We start from the raw sequence: 15,912 nt of genomic DNA, 5'->3' as shown, positions 1-15,912 counted from the left end.
GACGAATCGTGGCCGGACACGACGAGCTTGCGCAATGGATCAAGGGGCGGAAGGGCGACGGCCGGTTCCTGCCGATCACCGATCCGGCCACCCAGAACGCCTTTCGCGAGATTGCCGCAGCGGTTCAGGGGGGGTGATTATCAGCCGTCGGCGAAAGCGCAGTTCCTGGCCGGTGCCGATCCGTGGCTCGTCGCCAAGGCGCGGGTGCTGGGCGCCACCGTCGTTACCATGGAACGCCCGGAACCGACCGCGAAGCGGCGGGTTCCGCTGCCGAACATGTGCATCGCGTTCGGGGTGCCGTGGATGGATACGTTCGCGTTGCTCCGCCAACACGCCGCCGCTTTCCGCCTTGCGGCGTAGGCGCGCCGCAGAATGGACTTCCGCATCGCCAACACCTTCACCGACTCGCTGGCGCGGCTGACGGGGACGGAGCAAAAGGCGGTGAAGACCACCGCGTTCGACCTGCAACTCGACCCATCCGCGCCAGGGTTGAGCTTTCATCGGCTGGAACGGACGAAGGACCGGAATTTCTGGTCGGTGCGGGTGAACGCCGATATCCGGCTGATCGTCCATCGCACCGAGCCGAGCCTGCTGCTCTGCTACGTCGATCACCATGACGACGCCTATGCCTGGGCGGCGCGGCGGCGGATCGAACGTCATCCTGTCACCGGGGCGGCGCAGATCGTCAGTTTGGTCGAACGTGTGGAGGCGGAACACGGATCGCCGATCCATCATCCCCTCCCCGGCGTCGAACCCTGGGATGCGCCGCCGCTGCGCGACAGCCCGGCGGTCTGTACCGGCGGGGAACCCCAGGCGTCGTTCCTGCCGCCCCTGTTTCTCGACCTGTCGCAGGATGACCTGCTGTCGGTCGGTGTACCGCCGGACTGGATCCCGGAGGTCTACAAGGCGTCGATGGACTCGGTCCTCGACCTTGCCGACGATCTGCCGGAAGAGGCGATGGAGGCGCTGCTGGAATACTGCACCACCGGCGTCCTGCCGCGCCCGTCCGCAGCGAGTCGGGAGGGCGACCAGGGGAGCGATCCCTTCGACCACCCGGACGCCCAGCGCCGCTTCCGCGTCCTGGACAATGTGGAGGAGTTGGAGCGGGCGCTGAATGCGCCCTGGGACCGCTGGACCGTGTTCCTGCACCCGGCCCAGCGTCGGCTGGTGGAGCGCAGCTACAACGGCCCTGTGCGCGTTTCCGGTTCGGCCGGGACCGGCAAGACCATTGTGGCGCTCCATCGTGCGGTCATCCTGGCCCGGCGGGAGCCGATGGCCCGCGTGGCGCTGACCACCTTCTCGGCAACCCTAGCCGCTGCCCTGGCGGTGAAGTTGGACCGGCTGGCTGGGAACGAACCGGAGCTTACCGCCCGGATCAGGGTGGCGTCGGTGATGGACCTCGCCCGCGATCTCCATGCCCTTCAGTCCGCTCCGCCGCAGATCGCCGAGGATGGGCTGGTCCGCTCGCTGCTGTTGGAGGCCGGGAAGGCTGCGGGGGTGAAGGCATCTCCGGCCTTCCTGGTCGCCGAATGGACGGAGGTGGTGGATGCCTGGGGACTGATGTCCTGGGAGGATTACCGCGACGTGGCCCGACTCGGCCGCAAGACGCGGATGGGTGGGCAGCAACGCCAACTTCTGTGGGGCGTGTTCGACAGCGTACGCGCGGCCCTTGGCGAGCGGGGCCTCTCGACCTGGGCGGATGTCTTCGCGCGGGTGGCTTCGGACACTGCGGAGGCGCCGTTCGACTGGGTGGTGGTTGACGAGGCCCAGGACATCGGAGTCGCCGAAATGCGTTTCCTGGTGGCGCTGGCGGGGGGAAGGAGCGAGCGGCTGTTCTTCGCCGGAGACCTCGGCCAGCGCATCTTCCAACAGCCCTTCTCCTGGAAGAGCCTGGGCGTGGATGTTCGGGGCCGCTCGCACACGCTGAAGATCTGCTATCGGACCTCGCACCAGATCCGTACCCAGGCCGACCGGCTGCTGCCCGCCGCCGTGGCGGATGTCGATGGCAATGCCGAAAGCCGGAAGGGCACGATCTCGCTGTTCGATGGCCCGGCGCCGCAGATCGTCACCTTTGCCAGCGAAGAGGAGGAGCGGGACACCGTCGCGCTGTGGATCGCCGAACGTCTGGAGGATGGTGTCGCGCCGGATGAGATCGCGGTCTTCGTGCGCTCGGAGGCGGAGTTGGAGCGCGCCCGTGCGGCCGTGGCGGAGGCGGGGGCGGATGTGCTGGTGGGCACCATGCATGAGGCGAAGGGGTTGGAGTTCCGCACGGTGGTGGTCATGGCCTGCGATGACGAGGTGATCCCCTCGCAGGAGCGCATCGCCGCCGTTGCCGACGCTGCCGACCTGGAGGACGTCTACGACACCGAACGGCACCTGTTGTACGTCGCCTGCACGCGCGCCCGCGACGAACTGCTGGTCACCGGAGTCGATCCTGCGTCGGAGTTCCTGATGGACATGGTGGGTGACGGCGGCCGGTAGATAGGGTGCCCATCGGCATGCGGGCGGTGGCACGTTCGGCCCTGATGTGCCACGACATGTGCCATGGCGCGGGAGGCAGACAAAAAAACCGCCGCTAACCCGTTGGATTAGCGGCGAGTTGAACAGGGAGGCTTCACGTCTGGGAGACGTGATGTCATGCGATCCCGTTGGTTCTCAGCGGTTCGGTGGTTTCCTGCTCCATCGCAATAAGTGATTGATATAAAACTGATAAAAGGTTCTTCGTGGTTCGTTGCAGTTCCCATGGTGCCGTGGTAGGTTGAGACCCCGGTGAGACCCCATGGAAAGAGCTGATCGCAGATGGCGACGAAATTGACGGATCGCCTCCTCCAGTCGGTTCAGCCGCCGGAAGCAGGGCGCCTGTTGCTGACCGACGCGAATACGCCTGGGCTGGAGTTTCGCGTTACGGCCACCGGCTTGAAGTCCTGGCGTGTCCGGTATCGCGTGACCGGCGGGGACAAGCAGAAGCACGCTGCCATCGGCCCATATCCGACCATCGGGCTTGCAGATGCCCGGGAACGCGCGCGGGACATCTATGCAGCAGCGAAGAAGGGCATCGACCTTCCCGAACAGGAGAAGCGCGCGGCCGAGGACGACGAGCGCAGCGCCAAGCGGCCGGCGACTGTGGCAAAGCTGCTGAGCCGATATGTCGAGGAATACTGCAAGACGAACCAGCGCCGGTGGCAGACGGTCGAGCGCATGTTCAATGCCCATGTCGAGCCGGCCATCGGGGCGAAGGCGCTGGACGAGGTGCGGCGTGCCGACATCGTGGAACTGCTGGACGACCTGCAGAACAAGAAGGGGCTGAACGCCCAGGTGAACCGCATCCGTTCCCAGCTGATCGCCACCTTTAACTGGGCAGTGGAGCGGGAGTTCCTGGACGTCAACCCGGCCGCGACGGTGAAGCGCCGGAAGAACATCGAGGCGCCGCGGGAGCGGGTACTTGAGGACAAGGAGCTTGCCGCCATCTGGAAGGCCGCTGCCAGCTTGTCCTATCCCAGCAATCAACTCGTGCGCCTGCTGATCCTCACCGGCCAGCGCCGCGATGAGGTGCGGTGCCTTCCATGGTCGGAGATCGGCGACGACCTTTGGACGCTTCCGGCCGAGCGGAACAAGGGCAAGCGGCAGCATGAGGTCCCATTGACCACGGCGGCTCTGGAGGTGTTGTGCGGGGCGACCCGACTCGGTCCATTCGTCTTCTCCTGCGACGCCGAGGGGAAGAAGCCCTATGCCGGCATGAAGCGGCTGAAGGAGATCCTGGACCGGGAAAGCAAGGTGACGGGATGGACGATCCACGACATCCGCCGCACGGTGGCCACGGGACTTGGACGCCTTGGTGTCGCCCAGGAGGTGATCGAGCATATCCTCAACCATTCCCGGCCGGCGCTGCACAAGACATACAACGTGCATGCCTACCGTGAGGAGAAGCGCACGGCTCTGGAGGCCTGGGCGCGGCATGTCGAGGGTGTGGTGACCGGCAAGCGCGCCAACGTGGTAGAGTTGGCGGAACGCCGGCAGGCGACTTGATCACTGCCCTGTGACGACGGGGCGCACGACATCGGCGCGGCTACCCCGACGGGGGGAACAGGTGATACCGCATCACTCTGCCGCGCCGACCTTCCTTGCGGCTGCACCACGCGGAGGTGCCATGTCCGGTTCCCGGTTCTGGACCGTGGGCCAATGCCTGCATTGGATCGTCTTTCGGACTCTCCCGGAGGACGGCGAGCAGATCACCCATATCCGCCTGTGCCTTCGGTACGGCGCCGGTTTGGCTCCGGCTACCATGGGGCCGAACGAAGCCCTGGACGAGTTGTAGGCGGCGCTGGAAGAGGGGCGGCTATCTGCCAGTGGCCAATGCAGCACAATCACCATGGACATGATCGGGGATCGTCGGCAGATCGAGCCGACGCGGGGCTACGTGCCCGAAGTCTTCTGGCAAGGCGCCCGGATCGACCGAGATAAGATGGACAGTGCCATAGATGCGACGGGGGAACGCTGGACGGCGTTACTGTGCCCTCGGGCCGTTGTTACCAGTCTCTGGCCCCTCCAGCCTGCTGCTGAGAAGGTTGAAGGCCCTGGCAATTCGGTCCCGGCCGTCCCCACCGCTCTCCCGATGAGTACCGGTCCCGCAACTTCCGCTGCCGGAACGCAGGCCGTGCCGAAGGTGGATGCGCCCACATCATCTGGACCCGTACCGATGTTTCCGCAGGATCGCGCCACCATCGGCGTGGAGTCCGGCGGCAACGCTGATGTCACGAACCCGAAAGGCAATGAAGAGGAACGATTCCCATCCTCTTTACCCACGCGGCAGAGCAGCCGTTGCTCAGAAGCTGATGCTCAGCGCTGGTACAGGGAGCGAGTTGCATCCTTTGAGCAAGATCCTAGCCTCAGGCCACCCTCGCGATTTGACGATGAGGTGGCAGGGGCCAAACTCGGCATCAGTTCGGGACGGGTCCGAAAACTCCGAACCGATCTGGCACCATCTCATTGGCAGGCACGAGGAAGGCCGAGGAAAAATCTGGCATGAAATAAATTGGCAGGAACAATTGCCAGTTTATCCAATTTTGCTTGCCAGTTTTTTAGGCGGCACAGTCTCTCAAGCGGACCGATAAGGACCGCTCAGTTCTTGTGAGAACGGAGACTGTAATGGTTCAGCCGCTTCTTGTTGATACGAGTAAAGGCCGCGAAATGCTCGGCGGCATGGGCAAGACCCAGTTCTTCGAATTGCTGAAGCAGGGAAAGCTGAAGCGTGTCAAGATCGGCACCAAGACGCTCGTCCCGATCTCCAGCATTCAGGAATACGTGGCCAGCTTGGAAGCCGCGTAACGATGCCCCCGAAACAACACCGCCCCGAAACCGCGCTTGTGGCGAGCGCGACCGGGGCGGCGGGTAAATTCGGACTGCTGACTGCTCCGATTTTTACCTCCTTCACGGCCTTCGATGCAACCCCCGCCGCAGCCTACGCAGTGGCCCGCCGGTTCGGCTTCCACCCGACCACGGCCGCCGCGGTCGCAGAGCTTGCCTAGGGGCGCGAGGGGGCAGCATGAACGGCGAAGTCATTCGTCTTCCCGTTCGCCGCCGGCTGCACATTGCCCGGCCACGGACGCTCCACGAAACCCTCGGCGGGATTGTGAGCGACACCGAGGAGTTGATGGGCGCTCGATTCATCGACCCTGACGATCTTCGCTCTATCGGACGGCGGTTTATGGTGCTGGCCGACCGGCTGGAGTGCGATAGCCGGCCGGGCCCGCACCGGGAGACGTGACATGGAGAAAGCCCGTCGCGTCGATTATTGGCCGGACGAGGTGATTGACGGCGTCGCTGGTCAGCTGGACCCAGAGGAGTTCGGGGTCTATTGGATGGTGTGCACCTTGATCTACAGCCGGGGCGGCAGAATCAAGGATGATCCGGAATGGATCGCCCGGATCTTCCGCAAGACCAGCGCCCGAACCGTCCGTGCGGTGCTGAATCGCCTCGAAAAGAGCGCGAAGTTGGTCCGAGTTGATGGCGAACTGGTGGTGAACCGGTGCCAGACCGAGCTTGAACGGACTCTGAACCGCACCCGAACTTGGCGTGAAAACGGTGCGAACGGAGGGCGTCCCTCCAAGGGAAACAATGGCTTAGGGAAACCAAACGGTTTTTCTGAGGAAGAGGTGACGGAAAACCGCGCCTTTAACTACCAACCAGCAACTACCAACCACCAACCAGAAGAAGTGCAGGATCCTTCGGAGCAACAGGGGCGCTACGCCTTCGAAGGCCGAGTGATCCGGCTGAGTGAGAAGGACTTCGACGGATGGCGCATCGCCTTCCATGCCATCCCTGACTTGCCCGCCGAGCTGACCAGCATCGACGGATGGCTTTTCGACCAGCCAGCCGGGAGGCAGCGGAACTGGTTCAACGCAGTGGCGGGCATGCTGAACCGCAAACACCAGGAAGTGCTGACCAAACGCCCAGCCGGCGCCAAGCCGCTGCCGCAGCTCTCGGACGCGCTTAAGCGGGGGGTGTACTGATGTCGATCGACACGCTGGAGGCGGAAGAGCGGCAGGCCTATCGCGACCTGAGCAACGAGGAGGCCGAACAGGCGTTGCTGGGCGCGCTGCTGGTCAACAATCGCGCCTTCGACCGGGTGTGCGGGCTGCTGGCTGCGGATGACTTCTACGACCCTGCGCATCAGCGCATCTTCGACGCCATCGCCCGGAAGATCGGCCAAGGGGAGCAGGCGGACCCCGTCACCCTGGCGGCCGAGTTCCGGGACGATCCCGAGTTGGTGCGCGACGGAGGGGCGGCGTATTTGGCCGAGTTGGCCGGCAACATCGTGACGGTGGTCAATGCTCCGGACTATGCCAGAACCATCGCTGACCTATCGCGCCGCCGCCGGGTGGTGCTGGCCGGCTATGACGCCATCGCTGCGGCAACCGACCAGACCCGGCCGGTGATCGAGACCGTCGGCGCGACACTGGCGGACCTGGAGCGCTTGGCGGAAAGCCGGAAGGCTCGGACTGGCGACGCAGTGCTGGCCGACCTGCTGGAGGCATGGCGCGGCGAGCCGGTGATCTACTCGACGGGCTTCCCGACCCTTGACGCGGCGCTTGGTGGCGGGCTGATCCCCGGCGAGGTGCTGGGGCTGCTGGCGCACGACAAGGCCGGCAAGACGATGCTGGCCGCTTCGATCAGTCACGCGCTCAACGCCGCCGGCATCTGGCACGCCTATGCCGCGCTGGAGATGGGCGGGGCCCAGATCGAGCGGCGCCATATCGCCCGCGACCTGGGGATTGCCACGACGCGACTGCGCGGCCGCATCGGGTCCGACGTCGTCGCGGCGGTCGGCCGATACCGAGTGGAGCGGAAATCCCATGTCCTGTACTTGGACCTGCCCGGCGCCACGGTGGAGGAGCTGCGCGCGGAGATCGTCGCGGCGAAAGCGCAGCGGAAGGTGACGGGCATCGTCATCGATTATTGGCAGCTGATAACCGGGGGTAGCGACCGGGAGACGCAGGAAGCCCACCTGTCCCGGGTGGCGAACTGGATCTCGACACTGGCGAAGCGCCTGGGGCTGTGGGTGATCCTGCTGGCCCAGCTGAACGACGAAGGCACCGCGCCGGCCTACTGCAAGCGCGGGCTGAACCGTGCGGTCGACCACCTGCTGATCCTCCACCGGGAGGATGGCGCCGAAACCGCCTGGCTATCGCTCAAGCGCAGCCGGCACATGCCACCGGTCGACATCGGTGGGCCGAATGACCCGGTGCTGCGGATGCGGTTCCCTGGCCCGTATTTCGAAGATATCGGGACCAGCTCCAACGGAGGTGCAGCATGACGAACACCACTCATGCGCCCACGGCGGCGTTGTTCGCCGGCATTGACGAGCAGATCGCCCGCCTGATCCGACACGCCGACGAATACCGGACTGTGCTGGACAAGAAGCTGGAGGATCCGGCGGTCCGCCGCCGCCCCTCCTCGCTGTTCGCGGCTCACTGCCTCGCTGAGGCGGAGTCCGGGCACCTGCGTTTCGCCCTCGAACTGGCCGAGCAGGCAGTGCGCGACGCCGACACGCTGCTGGACGAGGCCATAGCCGCCCTGCGCCGATCCGCCCAGGCCGCCGGCTTCTATGCCGAGTGGGCGCACCAGCTGGAGGAAGAACTCGCACGGACAGGCGGAATCGACGTTTGGAAGGGGAAGCGGCAATGACGGACGCCAGCATGCACAACCTGGTCACCGAGGCCACGGCCGCAATCGGGCGGATGATCGAAGGGCACCAGCGCATCATTCTGCAGTACAGCGGCGGCAAGGACAGCACGGCCATGCTCTATTTGGCCCGGCCCTTCCTCGACCGGATCGACGTGGTGTTCGCCAACGCCGGGGCCCCATACCCGCACGTCCTGCAGTTCATCACCTCGACCTGCGCTCAGTTGGGGGCGAAGCTGACGATCATCGGGAGCACGAGCCGCTGGACGACTATCACGCCCGCGCCGGCTTCCCGGCCGACGTCGTCCCGTATTGGGCCAGACCAGACGCGGCTTGGGTGATTCAGGATCGCGAACGGCCCAAGCTTCAGGGGCCTCTGCACTGCTGCGCACAACGGATCTTCATCCCGTTCACCCAGCACATCCTGACGGTTGGAGCCACCCTAATCCTTCGTGGGGCGAAGAAGTCCGACGACCGCGTCGGGGTGGGGAACGGGCAGTACATGACAGGCGTCGAAGTCCAGCACCCGTTGTGGGACTGGACCCATGATGACGTGTTCGCCTACCTGCGGAGCGAGGGGGTCGAGCTTCCGGCTCACTATGCCATCGGCGGCCGGATCGACAGCCTGGACTGCTGGTCCTGCACCGCGCATCTGCCCTACGGCGGGGCCGAGCGGCTGGCCTGGATGAAGGAGAACACGCCGGACCTCTTCCGCGCCCTCCTTCCCCGTCTTGTCCATGTCCGGAACGCCGCGGTCGCCGAGCTGCTGGAGGTCGACGGGATCGTTCGGGCCGTGTTGCCGCTGGAGGAGGCGCAGCCGGGATAGCCTCAGCGCTGGAGATCTCGCGCGCGCGTAGGGGGTGGTAACTGGCCTGTTAACTTGGTCTGTTAACTGCCCCCTCTCGCGCGTTGGGGGTGCGCACATCGGTGCGCACAAAAGCGGCGGCCCGAGGCTTCGCGCGCGATAGGGGCTGAAACCTCAGTTGAAACTAGCCGACCGAGCGGCAGCACTGGCGGGAGGGCAAATGGCCGCGAAGGGAGGAATCGGCCGGCTCCCGTCGCATCTTCGGACCAGGAAACGCACGCTGTGGGATCGACCACATTCGGTTTCCGCTGTTTCCCACTTCTCGCTTCCGCCGCTTCCTGCATCGTCGGGCCGATTGCGTTTCTGCCCCCGCCAGCCGAGAAGCTTTCCCTCCCAAAACTTTTGGGAGAGAAGCAAAGTCCCGGAACGACCCGCCTTGCCGGCATGGTGCTTCCCGCCGTCCCGGCTTGGCCCGTCCCACGCTGAATGGTGGCTTCTGCGCCAGGGCCGCCCCCCTTCGGACGGAGTGGTTCACCGGGAGCGAGACATCGACCCTTCCGGGCGTCGAGAGGCGATCTGCCAACGACGACACCACCAGCCGCACCATGGACCCGCAGAAGGGCGCTACAGCCGCCCGGACCGTCGCCGCACCGAGCCCAGCGTCCAGCGTGCCGGAGGCTGCCCAGCAGCCCGCCAGCGGGCAGGGCGCCGCCCCGGCGGTGGGGAGCGCCATCTACGACCGCAGCGGCCAGGGATATCCCGTGATCTACCGGGGTGGCTGATGGTGGCGGACGGGGTGCCCTGTTGCCAAGGATTCCAGTCCCGTCCGCCGCCGTGCCACTGGATCGACGGCATCGCCCACCGGCTCCAGCCACAGTGCTTGGACACCAGCGCCGAACTGGGGCCAATTCATCCTTGGCCACCCCGTATGGCATGGTGCTGGACGGCTACAGCTGTTCGATCAGCACCCCTGGCCAGCTAGTGCACTGACTCATTCAGAAGGTGCAGGCAAACGGCTGAGTTTATCGAGGATGGTGTCGGCGGGCTTGGTCCAGACGAAGGGCCTGGATGCCCTGTTGTGCTTGCGGATGTAGCGGGCGATGGCGTCCTGGAGGTCGGCCACGGACTTGAACACGCCGCGCCGGATGCTCCGTCGGGTGATGATGGAGAAGAAGCCCTCGACGGCGTTGATCCAGGAGGCTGAGGTGGGCGTGAAATGGAAGACCCAGCGCGGGTGATCGGCCAACCATTCCAGCACCTTGGGATGCTTGTGGGTGGCGTAATTGTCGACGATCGCGTGGATCACCTTGCCGACCGGCACCAAGCGCTCAACGGCGTTCAGGAACTTGATGAATTCCTTGTGGGTGTGCTTGGGCAGGCAGCGGCCGACCACGGTGCCGTCCAGGGTGTTCAGCGCGGCGAACAGCGTGGTGGTGCCGTTGCGCTTGTAATCGTGCGTCATCGTCCCGCACCTGCCGGGCTTCAGCGGCAAACCCGGCTGGGTGCGGTCGAGCGCCTGGATCTGGCTCTTCTCGTCGATGGACAGAACCACTGCGTGGCAGGGCGGGTCCATGTAGAGGCCGACGATGTCCTCGACCTTAGCGGCGAAAGCCGGATCGTTGGAACGCTTGAAGGTGCGCAGCCGATGCGGTTGGAGCCGGTTGGCTTCCCAGATGCGCTGCACGGCGCGCAGGCTGATGCCGACGGCCTTGGCCACCGCTCGGCCGGTCCAGTGTGTCACGGCGCCCGGTGGTTCCGAACAGGTCAGCGCCAGCACCTTGGCCACGGTGGCGGTCGGCAGCGGTGCCCGGCCGGGTTTGCGCGTCTTGTCGCGCAGCAGCGCATCCACGCCTTGTTCGGTGTAGCGCACCTGCCAACGCCAGACCGCCGGGCGGCTGACACCGGCCCGGCGCGCCACCTCCTGCACCGGCAGCCGCTCGGCCGAGAGCACGATGATGTTCACCCGCTGGACATGCTTGTGCGGGAGGTTGCGGTCGCCGAGGAGCGCGGCCAAACGCGCGCGATCCTCTGCTCCAACGATGACGTTGACGGTCTGGGCCATGCCGACAGAATCGCACACCAGCAGCCCGCTGTGAATCCTATGTCTGCGTCAGTGCACTAGGCGGGTCATGAGGTAGGCGGTCAGAACGGGCCCTATCGGATATCATCTTCCCTCGGCCATCCATAGCATCATAGCGAGGATCACCAAGACGACAGCCGCGTTCGTGTCCAAAGCGCCGTTGATCAAATTGTTGAAACCAATCCATTCGGTTCGCGCCAGAAACTCCGGGCCAGCCCAGGTCAAAAAGGTGACGTGAGGCCATGCGCCTGTCTTGAGCCACATGACGGCTTGATACGCGACAACTAGAATTGCCGCCAGGAAGGCAATTGCGCCAAGCATTTTCGTCTCACCGGTGCTTGTCGTAGCAGGACGAACCATGCGCTTCGCGGCAGCAGATATACGACCAGCGATCCGATCGGCTCATGTTGTGCTGACTCGCATAATTCGAGGCCGCACTTTGGCAGGCGCTGATCCCAGTTACCCGGCCAAGATACACTTCACGCGGCGCATCCCCAGGAAAGTAAAAATAGGCGTTGAAGATGTCACTCTCTGTTGCGGTGTGGCCTTCATCTCCACACCCCGATAACAGTGCCACGCACGCACTCACGGCGAACACCATCCAACGCATTGGCGCCTCCCTACTGATGAGAGAATATCGCATAATCAGCACAACTGAGGAAGAATGGGCGCGGTAATCGATGCCTGTCGAGGCTTTGCGTCATGGCGCAGCGATCATAGTGTCCTCGCCACCAGCCTTCGCCAGGATGTCGATGGCATCCGCCACCACAGTGATCTTGTCAGCGCCAACGACAGCGTGCCGGCGGCGCAGCCAAAGCGGCCATGATTGCGTATAAGCGTCGCGCCACATCCCATTGAAGATATATCGTTCATTGCGTTAAACTCATAAGGCGCAAATTTTCCCTCGGCTACCGATTCTCCGGAGCGGGGAGAGCATCTGCATGCTGAATAATTGCTGTAAAAGAGGGTACGGCAGCACCATGGCATTTTACAACGACGAGAAAAAAGTTAAGAAGACCGACAAGCCAGACAAATATAATGTCGTCAGATCTCCCGGAAGCAAACCTAGCAGCCCCGGAATTTATAAATGCCAGGACTGCGGATACGAGGATGTTATAAATAGAGAGTGTGGAAAGCTTCCGCCATGCGCGAAATGTGAGGGAGAAACTGGCTGGAAGCTACTTGTTACTGCAAAAGATTCATAATGCACAGTTAAAACCATTTAGAGCGGCTCTGGGCGCTTCGAAGATGACGCCCTTCTTCGACCAGCTCAGTTTTGCGCTCGTTGCCAGCGGTCCGTGCAAGGGGAGCGCTTCTGCTCCCCTTCCCCGTCATCAAAGTCCACCCGTCACCGGTCGGGGCGTCGGAATCCTTGAGCGATCCAGGCCACCGCCAGAACGGCGATAGGGGGCAGGATGGCGCCGGCCAGCACGTCCACGGCGTTCATGTCACCGAACAGCGGCGCGGGCTCCATCTCCAGCCGCTCCCGCGTCGCGGTCCAGTTCAGCGCCTCGACCACGGCCAGATAGATGCGCCATCCGACCTACAGCGCCGATATCAACAGCCAAAGTCGGAGGCCGCCCCGTCTCCAATCCATCTCTCCACCCTCCCAGATCGCCAGCGCAACCCAGAGCATGGCAGGGCCGGCTGGACGACGACGAAAACGGACGTGCTACTGTCACGACCCTTGACGGCCCTCAGGAAATGACGATCACCGTGCCCGGTCCTGTCCGTTCCGGTGCTGATCCAGGCGGATCACCACGCATCCGCCATCGCCGAGCCGGGCTTCCAGCGCAGGGGCTTTCCAAGTAGCAGCGGACGCCAGCGCTTGGCGCATCATCTCCCGGCTGATGTATTGGACAGTCCCACGCCCTCGGCAACGGGCTTTATGGCGACCAGCATTTCCGCTGAACGCGCGGCGCGCATTGGTGCGGTGAAAACAACCGGTGGCAGTGTCGGAAGCTACGCTTCAGCCATAGGAAGTCGAGGCCGCATCAGTTTGCGAACTGCGCGGGGCTTTCGATCCAACCCTTCGACGTGAGCACCTTCCAGGCCAGATGGATTTGCCGAGGAGAAAAGCGCTTCTTGCGGTCGTTCCAGGCGTGGACCGCCTTGACCGCCCCATCGGCTGAGGCAACGTCTTCCTGCTTCGCCACCCAATGCACGGTGGCCAGCAGTTCGAGGCCGAACGGCGTCTCGAACCCCTCGACCAGTTCGGCCACGCGATCAAAGCGTGCCCGGGTCTCGGGGTGATCCGACAGGAACGACGCAGCGTCCTCAGCGGCACCAGGCACCAGTTCCAGCAGCTTGTCCGGTGCATCCCCACCATCGGCGTAGCCGGATACTAGGTGCCCCTCTATGGTCTTGAGGACGTGCCGTAGATTCTCTGCATAAGGGCCGTACGGCGCCTTGACGTACCGCAGCTTCAGTCCCTCGCCGGCCTCCTGCATGAAATACATTAGCTTGTGGACCTCGATTAGGCTGACAAACGGGTCCATCAAACCGCCGAGGTAGCGGTGCATCAGTTCGACTAGGGCGGCGCGGCCAGCAGTCATTTTCGGAACCTCGACACTGCGCGCCACAGTAGCAGGGTCCGGTGCGCCGTTCGGCTGGAACACAAGGATGTCAACTTCGCTGAGACCATTGAGGGCCGCCTCTATCCGGGGACGCACTTCAGACCAGTCGAGGCCACCGAGACCGGCTCCCAGTGGCGGGATCGCGATGGAACGGATGCCCCGCCTGCGGATCTCCATCAGCAGGGCCTCCAGCCCCGCGTCAATGTCTTCCATCCGGCTCTTGCCACGCCAATGGCGCTTGGTCGGAAAGTTGATGATAAACTTTGGGTTTGTCATCGTGCCCGTCTCATAGACGAACATCCGGCCAGGCTGCACTTCCTCGCGGGCGCAGGCAGCCTCATAGGCTTTGAAGTTCTGAGGAAAGGTATTCTTGAACTGAAGCGCGATTCCACGCCCCATGATGCCGACACAGTTCACTGTGTTGACGAGGGCTTCCGCGTCGGCGGCGAGAATATCGCCAGTCGTATATCTGATCATCGCGTGCTCCCTCATCAGTAGTACCAGTCGCTTCTACGCTCAACGGTGGGTCGGTGCTGCACACCATGGAGCGCAGCGGCCACTTGAGCAGCGATCTTGTTCGATTCAACGCCTACCCTACGGACTAGGGTCCACGGGAACGCCCCGCGGACGAGGAACTCCGCCTGCTTCTCATCGCGGCAGGACGACCAGTACTTCGTTTGGACTGCCTGCCAGTTCACCTCATCAAGATTGTCGAGCGACGCCCTGAACTCGCAATAGGCTGCCGCCGCGTTCGACAGCGAAAAGGCCCACCGACACCCCATCTGGCTGGCCCATGCAACCACCTCATGCAGGTCGGCCTCAAGATGAACGATGGGCTCTTGGCCGCCCTTGTAGGTCATCTCAGTATGGTTACCGCGATGCATCATGTACAGCATGACCGACCGCGGGCAGAAGTAGAATGGCACATATTCACCGACACGATCTCCCTGATGGCACGTCACCGGCAACGCCAGCCGACGCAGCTTCAGTTTGCCCATGCCGATTGAGATTTTCGGGCCGCCCTGCGCAATGACCGCCGCGTCGGAGATCAACCCGCCCGCCGTGATGATGGCCGGCAGGTTGTCCACGTGTGTGATGTGGTAGATCTTGGGGTGCGCCGGTGGCTGGCTCATGCGTCAGCCTTGCTCGTCGCTCGCGCCTGCGGCAGATCAGTATTTGCGGGGTTCTCCCGCCACCGGACGCCAGCACCGCCGCCATTAGGTGCGATGAACTGAATGCCGGCACCTTCCAATGCGGCGCGGATATCCGCCAGCGTCCGGGCGTAGGGCGTCCTCGCTCCCCGCTCGAAATCAGCCAGGGTTTGCTTTGCCACCTTCGCGCGCTCGGCCAAATCGGCCTGAGACCAGTTCAGGAGCGCACGGGCGGCCCGGCATTGATCCGGGAAGATCACACTTTCCGTCATAACCTCAATATTTTTAATTGACGTTGAGAGGCGGCTAGGCCAATATTTTGGCATGAGGTTGATCTGAACGCAATGAGGCAACCGACCATGATCTGCCGAGCCAAGCTGTTCCGCCTTGCATGGTCCACCGCCCGCAGCGTGTCGCTATTCAACAAGACCAGCCCGCGCCGGGAATTCGCCTATGCCCTGAAGCTCGCCTGGAAGGAGATGCGCAACCGTGCCGCGCTGGAGGCGATGTACGCCCGCCAGACGGCCGAGAAGGTCGCCGCCGACCGGGCGGCACTGCTGGAGGCCCGTGCCCGCGCCCAGCCCGATTGGGACGCGCAGGACGCCGCGGCCATCGCCAAGGCCAACAACGGGCTGAGCCGCCAGCTCAACACCGCAGCGGCCCGCGCCGAGCGCCGCTTCGGCTGCAAGATGTACGGCGGCGGCTACGGTTCGGTGAAGTACACGGCCTGCCACTGACCGGCCACAGGTGGAGAGCCGCGCCTTGAGTCGCAGAATTGTGCACTGGCTACCGGTTCCCATTCCCCTGCGCCCTGCCTAACCTCGCCTGATCCAGGGCGACCAGCCCTCGCCATCCACCCCCATCACTTCGCAACGCGCCGTCCGGCGCGAACGCTCCCGTTTTGCCTGGAGGATCCTGCATGAGCCGCCTTGCCCTGTTCGCCACCGCCGCGGCTGTTGCCGCCACCATCGCCGCCGGCGCCGCTTCCCTCGCCAACCAGCAGCCGGAGCCGGCCCCGGTGCTGCGCATCGCCACCGAGGGTGCTTTCGCCCCGTGGAACGCCACCACGGCCGACGGCAAGCTGGTCGGGTTCGAGGTCGACCTCGCCAACGACCTGTG

At 64.1% G+C, this 15,912-nt stretch carries 18 protein-coding genes and 1 pseudogene; 13 read left to right on the top strand and 6 right to left on the bottom strand.

The genetic code is table 11. The features are described from left to right. Positions 1-111 precede the first annotated feature (111 nt). The 11 genes from I71_RS08120 to I71_RS08070 all read left to right on the top strand — a co-directional run bounded on the left by I71_RS08120 (position 112) and on the right by I71_RS08070 (position 9,768). Positions 112-360: a DUF4411 family protein gene (locus I71_RS08120; RefSeq protein WP_049975984.1), complete on the top strand. Its 249-nt coding sequence runs from the start codon at positions 112-114 to the stop codon at positions 358-360. A gap of 12 nt (positions 361-372) precedes the next feature. Then, complete coding sequence (locus I71_RS08115; RefSeq protein WP_042693659.1) at positions 373-2,481, top strand: 3'-5' exonuclease; 2,109 nt, start codon at positions 373-375, stop codon at positions 2,479-2,481. A gap of 318 nt (positions 2,482-2,799) precedes the next feature. After that, positions 2,800-4,026, top strand: a complete 1,227-nt coding sequence (locus I71_RS08110) for a site-specific integrase (protein WP_042693657.1) — start codon at positions 2,800-2,802, stop codon at positions 4,024-4,026. Between the two features lie 1,119 nt (positions 4,027-5,145). Next, on the top strand, positions 5,146-5,325 hold the full coding sequence (locus I71_RS37225) for a helix-turn-helix domain-containing protein (RefSeq protein WP_148294184.1): 180 nt from the start codon (positions 5,146-5,148) through the stop codon (positions 5,323-5,325). Positions 5,326-5,542: 217 nt separating this feature from the next. Continuing rightward, on the top strand, positions 5,543-5,764 hold the full coding sequence (locus tag I71_RS08100; protein WP_042693653.1) for a hypothetical protein: 222 nt from the start codon (positions 5,543-5,545) through the stop codon (positions 5,762-5,764). A 1-nt stretch (position 5,765) separates the two neighbouring features. Beyond that, positions 5,766-6,509 (top strand): DUF1376 domain-containing protein, encoded by a 744-nt coding sequence (locus tag I71_RS08095; protein ID WP_042693650.1) that lies wholly within the window; start codon positions 5,766-5,768, stop codon positions 6,507-6,509. Further along, on the top strand, positions 6,509-7,813 hold the full coding sequence (locus I71_RS34860; protein WP_049975983.1) for a DnaB-like helicase N-terminal domain-containing protein: 1,305 nt from the start codon (positions 6,509-6,511) through the stop codon (positions 7,811-7,813). The genes I71_RS08095 and I71_RS34860 overlap by 1 nt, the downstream gene beginning before the upstream one ends. After that, a complete protein-coding gene (locus I71_RS08085) occupies positions 7,810-8,184 on the top strand; it encodes a hypothetical protein (RefSeq protein ID WP_042693648.1) in 375 nt (124 codons plus the stop codon). Before I71_RS34860 ends, I71_RS08085 begins: the two co-directional genes overlap by 4 nt. After that, on the top strand, positions 8,181-8,522 hold the full coding sequence (locus I71_RS08080; protein WP_042693646.1) for a phosphoadenosine phosphosulfate reductase family protein: 342 nt from the start codon (positions 8,181-8,183) through the stop codon (positions 8,520-8,522). The genes I71_RS08085 and I71_RS08080 overlap by 4 nt, the downstream gene beginning before the upstream one ends. A gap of 161 nt (positions 8,523-8,683) precedes the next feature. Then, the gene (locus tag I71_RS08075) at positions 8,684-9,007 is read left to right on the top strand and encodes a phosphoadenosine phosphosulfate reductase family protein (protein ID WP_042693644.1); all 324 of its coding nucleotides are present in this window, start codon (positions 8,684-8,686) and stop codon (positions 9,005-9,007) included. 446 nt (positions 9,008-9,453) lie between these two features. Then, positions 9,454-9,768 carry a hypothetical protein gene (locus I71_RS08070; protein ID WP_042693642.1) on the top strand — a complete coding sequence of 105 codons (315 nt, stop codon included), beginning with the start codon at positions 9,454-9,456 and terminating at the stop codon, positions 9,766-9,768. A gap of 209 nt (positions 9,769-9,977) precedes the next feature. Here I71_RS08070 and I71_RS08065 read toward each other — a convergent pair whose 3' ends face one another. From I71_RS08065 to I71_RS08045, 6 genes are all read right to left on the bottom strand, one after another. Continuing rightward, positions 9,978-11,048: an IS630 family transposase gene (locus tag I71_RS08065; RefSeq protein WP_042693640.1), complete on the bottom strand. Its 1,071-nt coding sequence runs from the start codon at positions 11,046-11,048 to the stop codon at positions 9,978-9,980. A gap of 102 nt (positions 11,049-11,150) precedes the next feature. After that, on the bottom strand, positions 11,151-11,387 hold the full coding sequence (locus tag I71_RS08060; protein WP_042693638.1) for a hypothetical protein: 237 nt from the start codon (positions 11,385-11,387) through the stop codon (positions 11,151-11,153). A gap of 1,027 nt (positions 11,388-12,414) precedes the next feature. Continuing rightward, on the bottom strand, positions 12,415-12,585 hold the full coding sequence (locus tag I71_RS38180; RefSeq protein WP_159107358.1) for a hypothetical protein: 171 nt from the start codon (positions 12,583-12,585) through the stop codon (positions 12,415-12,417). A gap of 475 nt (positions 12,586-13,060) precedes the next feature. Next, the gene (locus I71_RS08055; RefSeq protein ID WP_042693662.1) at positions 13,061-14,119 is read right to left on the bottom strand and encodes a macro domain-containing protein; all 1,059 of its coding nucleotides are present in this window, start codon (positions 14,117-14,119) and stop codon (positions 13,061-13,063) included. A gap of 14 nt (positions 14,120-14,133) precedes the next feature. Then, entirely contained in the window at positions 14,134-14,775 is a 642-nt protein-coding gene (locus I71_RS08050; protein ID WP_042693637.1) for a DUF4433 domain-containing protein, read from the bottom strand. Further along, positions 14,772-15,065, bottom strand: a complete 294-nt coding sequence (locus I71_RS08045) for a helix-turn-helix domain-containing protein (RefSeq protein ID WP_042693635.1) — start codon at positions 15,063-15,065, stop codon at positions 14,772-14,774. The genes I71_RS08050 and I71_RS08045 overlap by 4 nt, the downstream gene beginning before the upstream one ends. Before the next feature lie 87 nt (positions 15,066-15,152). Between I71_RS08045 and I71_RS08040 the strand changes: the two genes are divergently transcribed. Both I71_RS08040 and I71_RS08035 read left to right on the top strand, forming a co-directional pair. Next, positions 15,153-15,530 (top strand): hypothetical protein, encoded by a 378-nt coding sequence (locus tag I71_RS08040; RefSeq protein WP_042693633.1) that lies wholly within the window; start codon positions 15,153-15,155, stop codon positions 15,528-15,530. A gap of 182 nt (positions 15,531-15,712) precedes the next feature. Continuing rightward, positions 15,713-15,912 (top strand): annotated as a pseudogene (locus tag I71_RS08035) (amino acid ABC transporter substrate-binding protein); the annotation flags it as partial.

The organism is Azospirillum sp. B506, from assembly GCF_000333595.1.
Taxonomy (GTDB): Bacteria; Pseudomonadota; Alphaproteobacteria; order Azospirillales; family Azospirillaceae; genus Azospirillum.
The sequence above is the reverse complement of the archived record's forward strand: the minus strand, read 5'-3'. Positions and strand labels throughout refer to the sequence as shown.

Excerpts from the sequence above, each read along its gene's own strand:
- I71_RS08050 (WP_042693637.1), bottom strand. The coding sequence starts at position 14,775 with ATGAGCCAGCCACCGGCGCACCCCAAGATCTACCACATCACACACGTG.
- I71_RS08115 (WP_042693659.1), top strand. The coding sequence starts at position 373 with ATGGACTTCCGCATCGCCAACACCTTCACCGACTCGCTGGCGCGGCTG.
- I71_RS08080 (WP_042693646.1), top strand. The coding sequence starts at position 8,181 with ATGACGGACGCCAGCATGCACAACCTGGTCACCGAGGCCACGGCCGCA.
- I71_RS08085 (WP_042693648.1), top strand. The coding sequence starts at position 7,810 with ATGACGAACACCACTCATGCGCCCACGGCGGCGTTGTTCGCCGGCATT.
- I71_RS08100 (WP_042693653.1), top strand. The coding sequence starts at position 5,543 with ATGAACGGCGAAGTCATTCGTCTTCCCGTTCGCCGCCGGCTGCACATT.
- I71_RS08095 (WP_042693650.1), top strand. The coding sequence starts at position 5,766 with ATGGAGAAAGCCCGTCGCGTCGATTATTGGCCGGACGAGGTGATTGAC.
- I71_RS08045 (WP_042693635.1), bottom strand. The coding sequence starts at position 15,065 with ATGACGGAAAGTGTGATCTTCCCGGATCAATGCCGGGCCGCCCGTGCG.
- I71_RS08065 (WP_042693640.1), bottom strand. The coding sequence starts at position 11,048 with ATGGCCCAGACCGTCAACGTCATCGTTGGAGCAGAGGATCGCGCGCGT.
- I71_RS08040 (WP_042693633.1), top strand. The coding sequence starts at position 15,153 with ATGATCTGCCGAGCCAAGCTGTTCCGCCTTGCATGGTCCACCGCCCGC.
- I71_RS08075 (WP_042693644.1), top strand. The coding sequence starts at position 8,684 with ATGACAGGCGTCGAAGTCCAGCACCCGTTGTGGGACTGGACCCATGAT.
- I71_RS37225 (WP_148294184.1), top strand. The coding sequence starts at position 5,146 with ATGGTTCAGCCGCTTCTTGTTGATACGAGTAAAGGCCGCGAAATGCTC.
- I71_RS08055 (WP_042693662.1), bottom strand. The coding sequence starts at position 14,119 with ATGATCAGATATACGACTGGCGATATTCTCGCCGCCGACGCGGAAGCC.
- I71_RS08110 (WP_042693657.1), top strand. The coding sequence starts at position 2,800 with ATGGCGACGAAATTGACGGATCGCCTCCTCCAGTCGGTTCAGCCGCCG.
- I71_RS34860 (WP_049975983.1), top strand. The coding sequence starts at position 6,509 with ATGTCGATCGACACGCTGGAGGCGGAAGAGCGGCAGGCCTATCGCGAC.
- I71_RS08060 (WP_042693638.1), bottom strand. The coding sequence starts at position 11,387 with ATGCTTGGCGCAATTGCCTTCCTGGCGGCAATTCTAGTTGTCGCGTAT.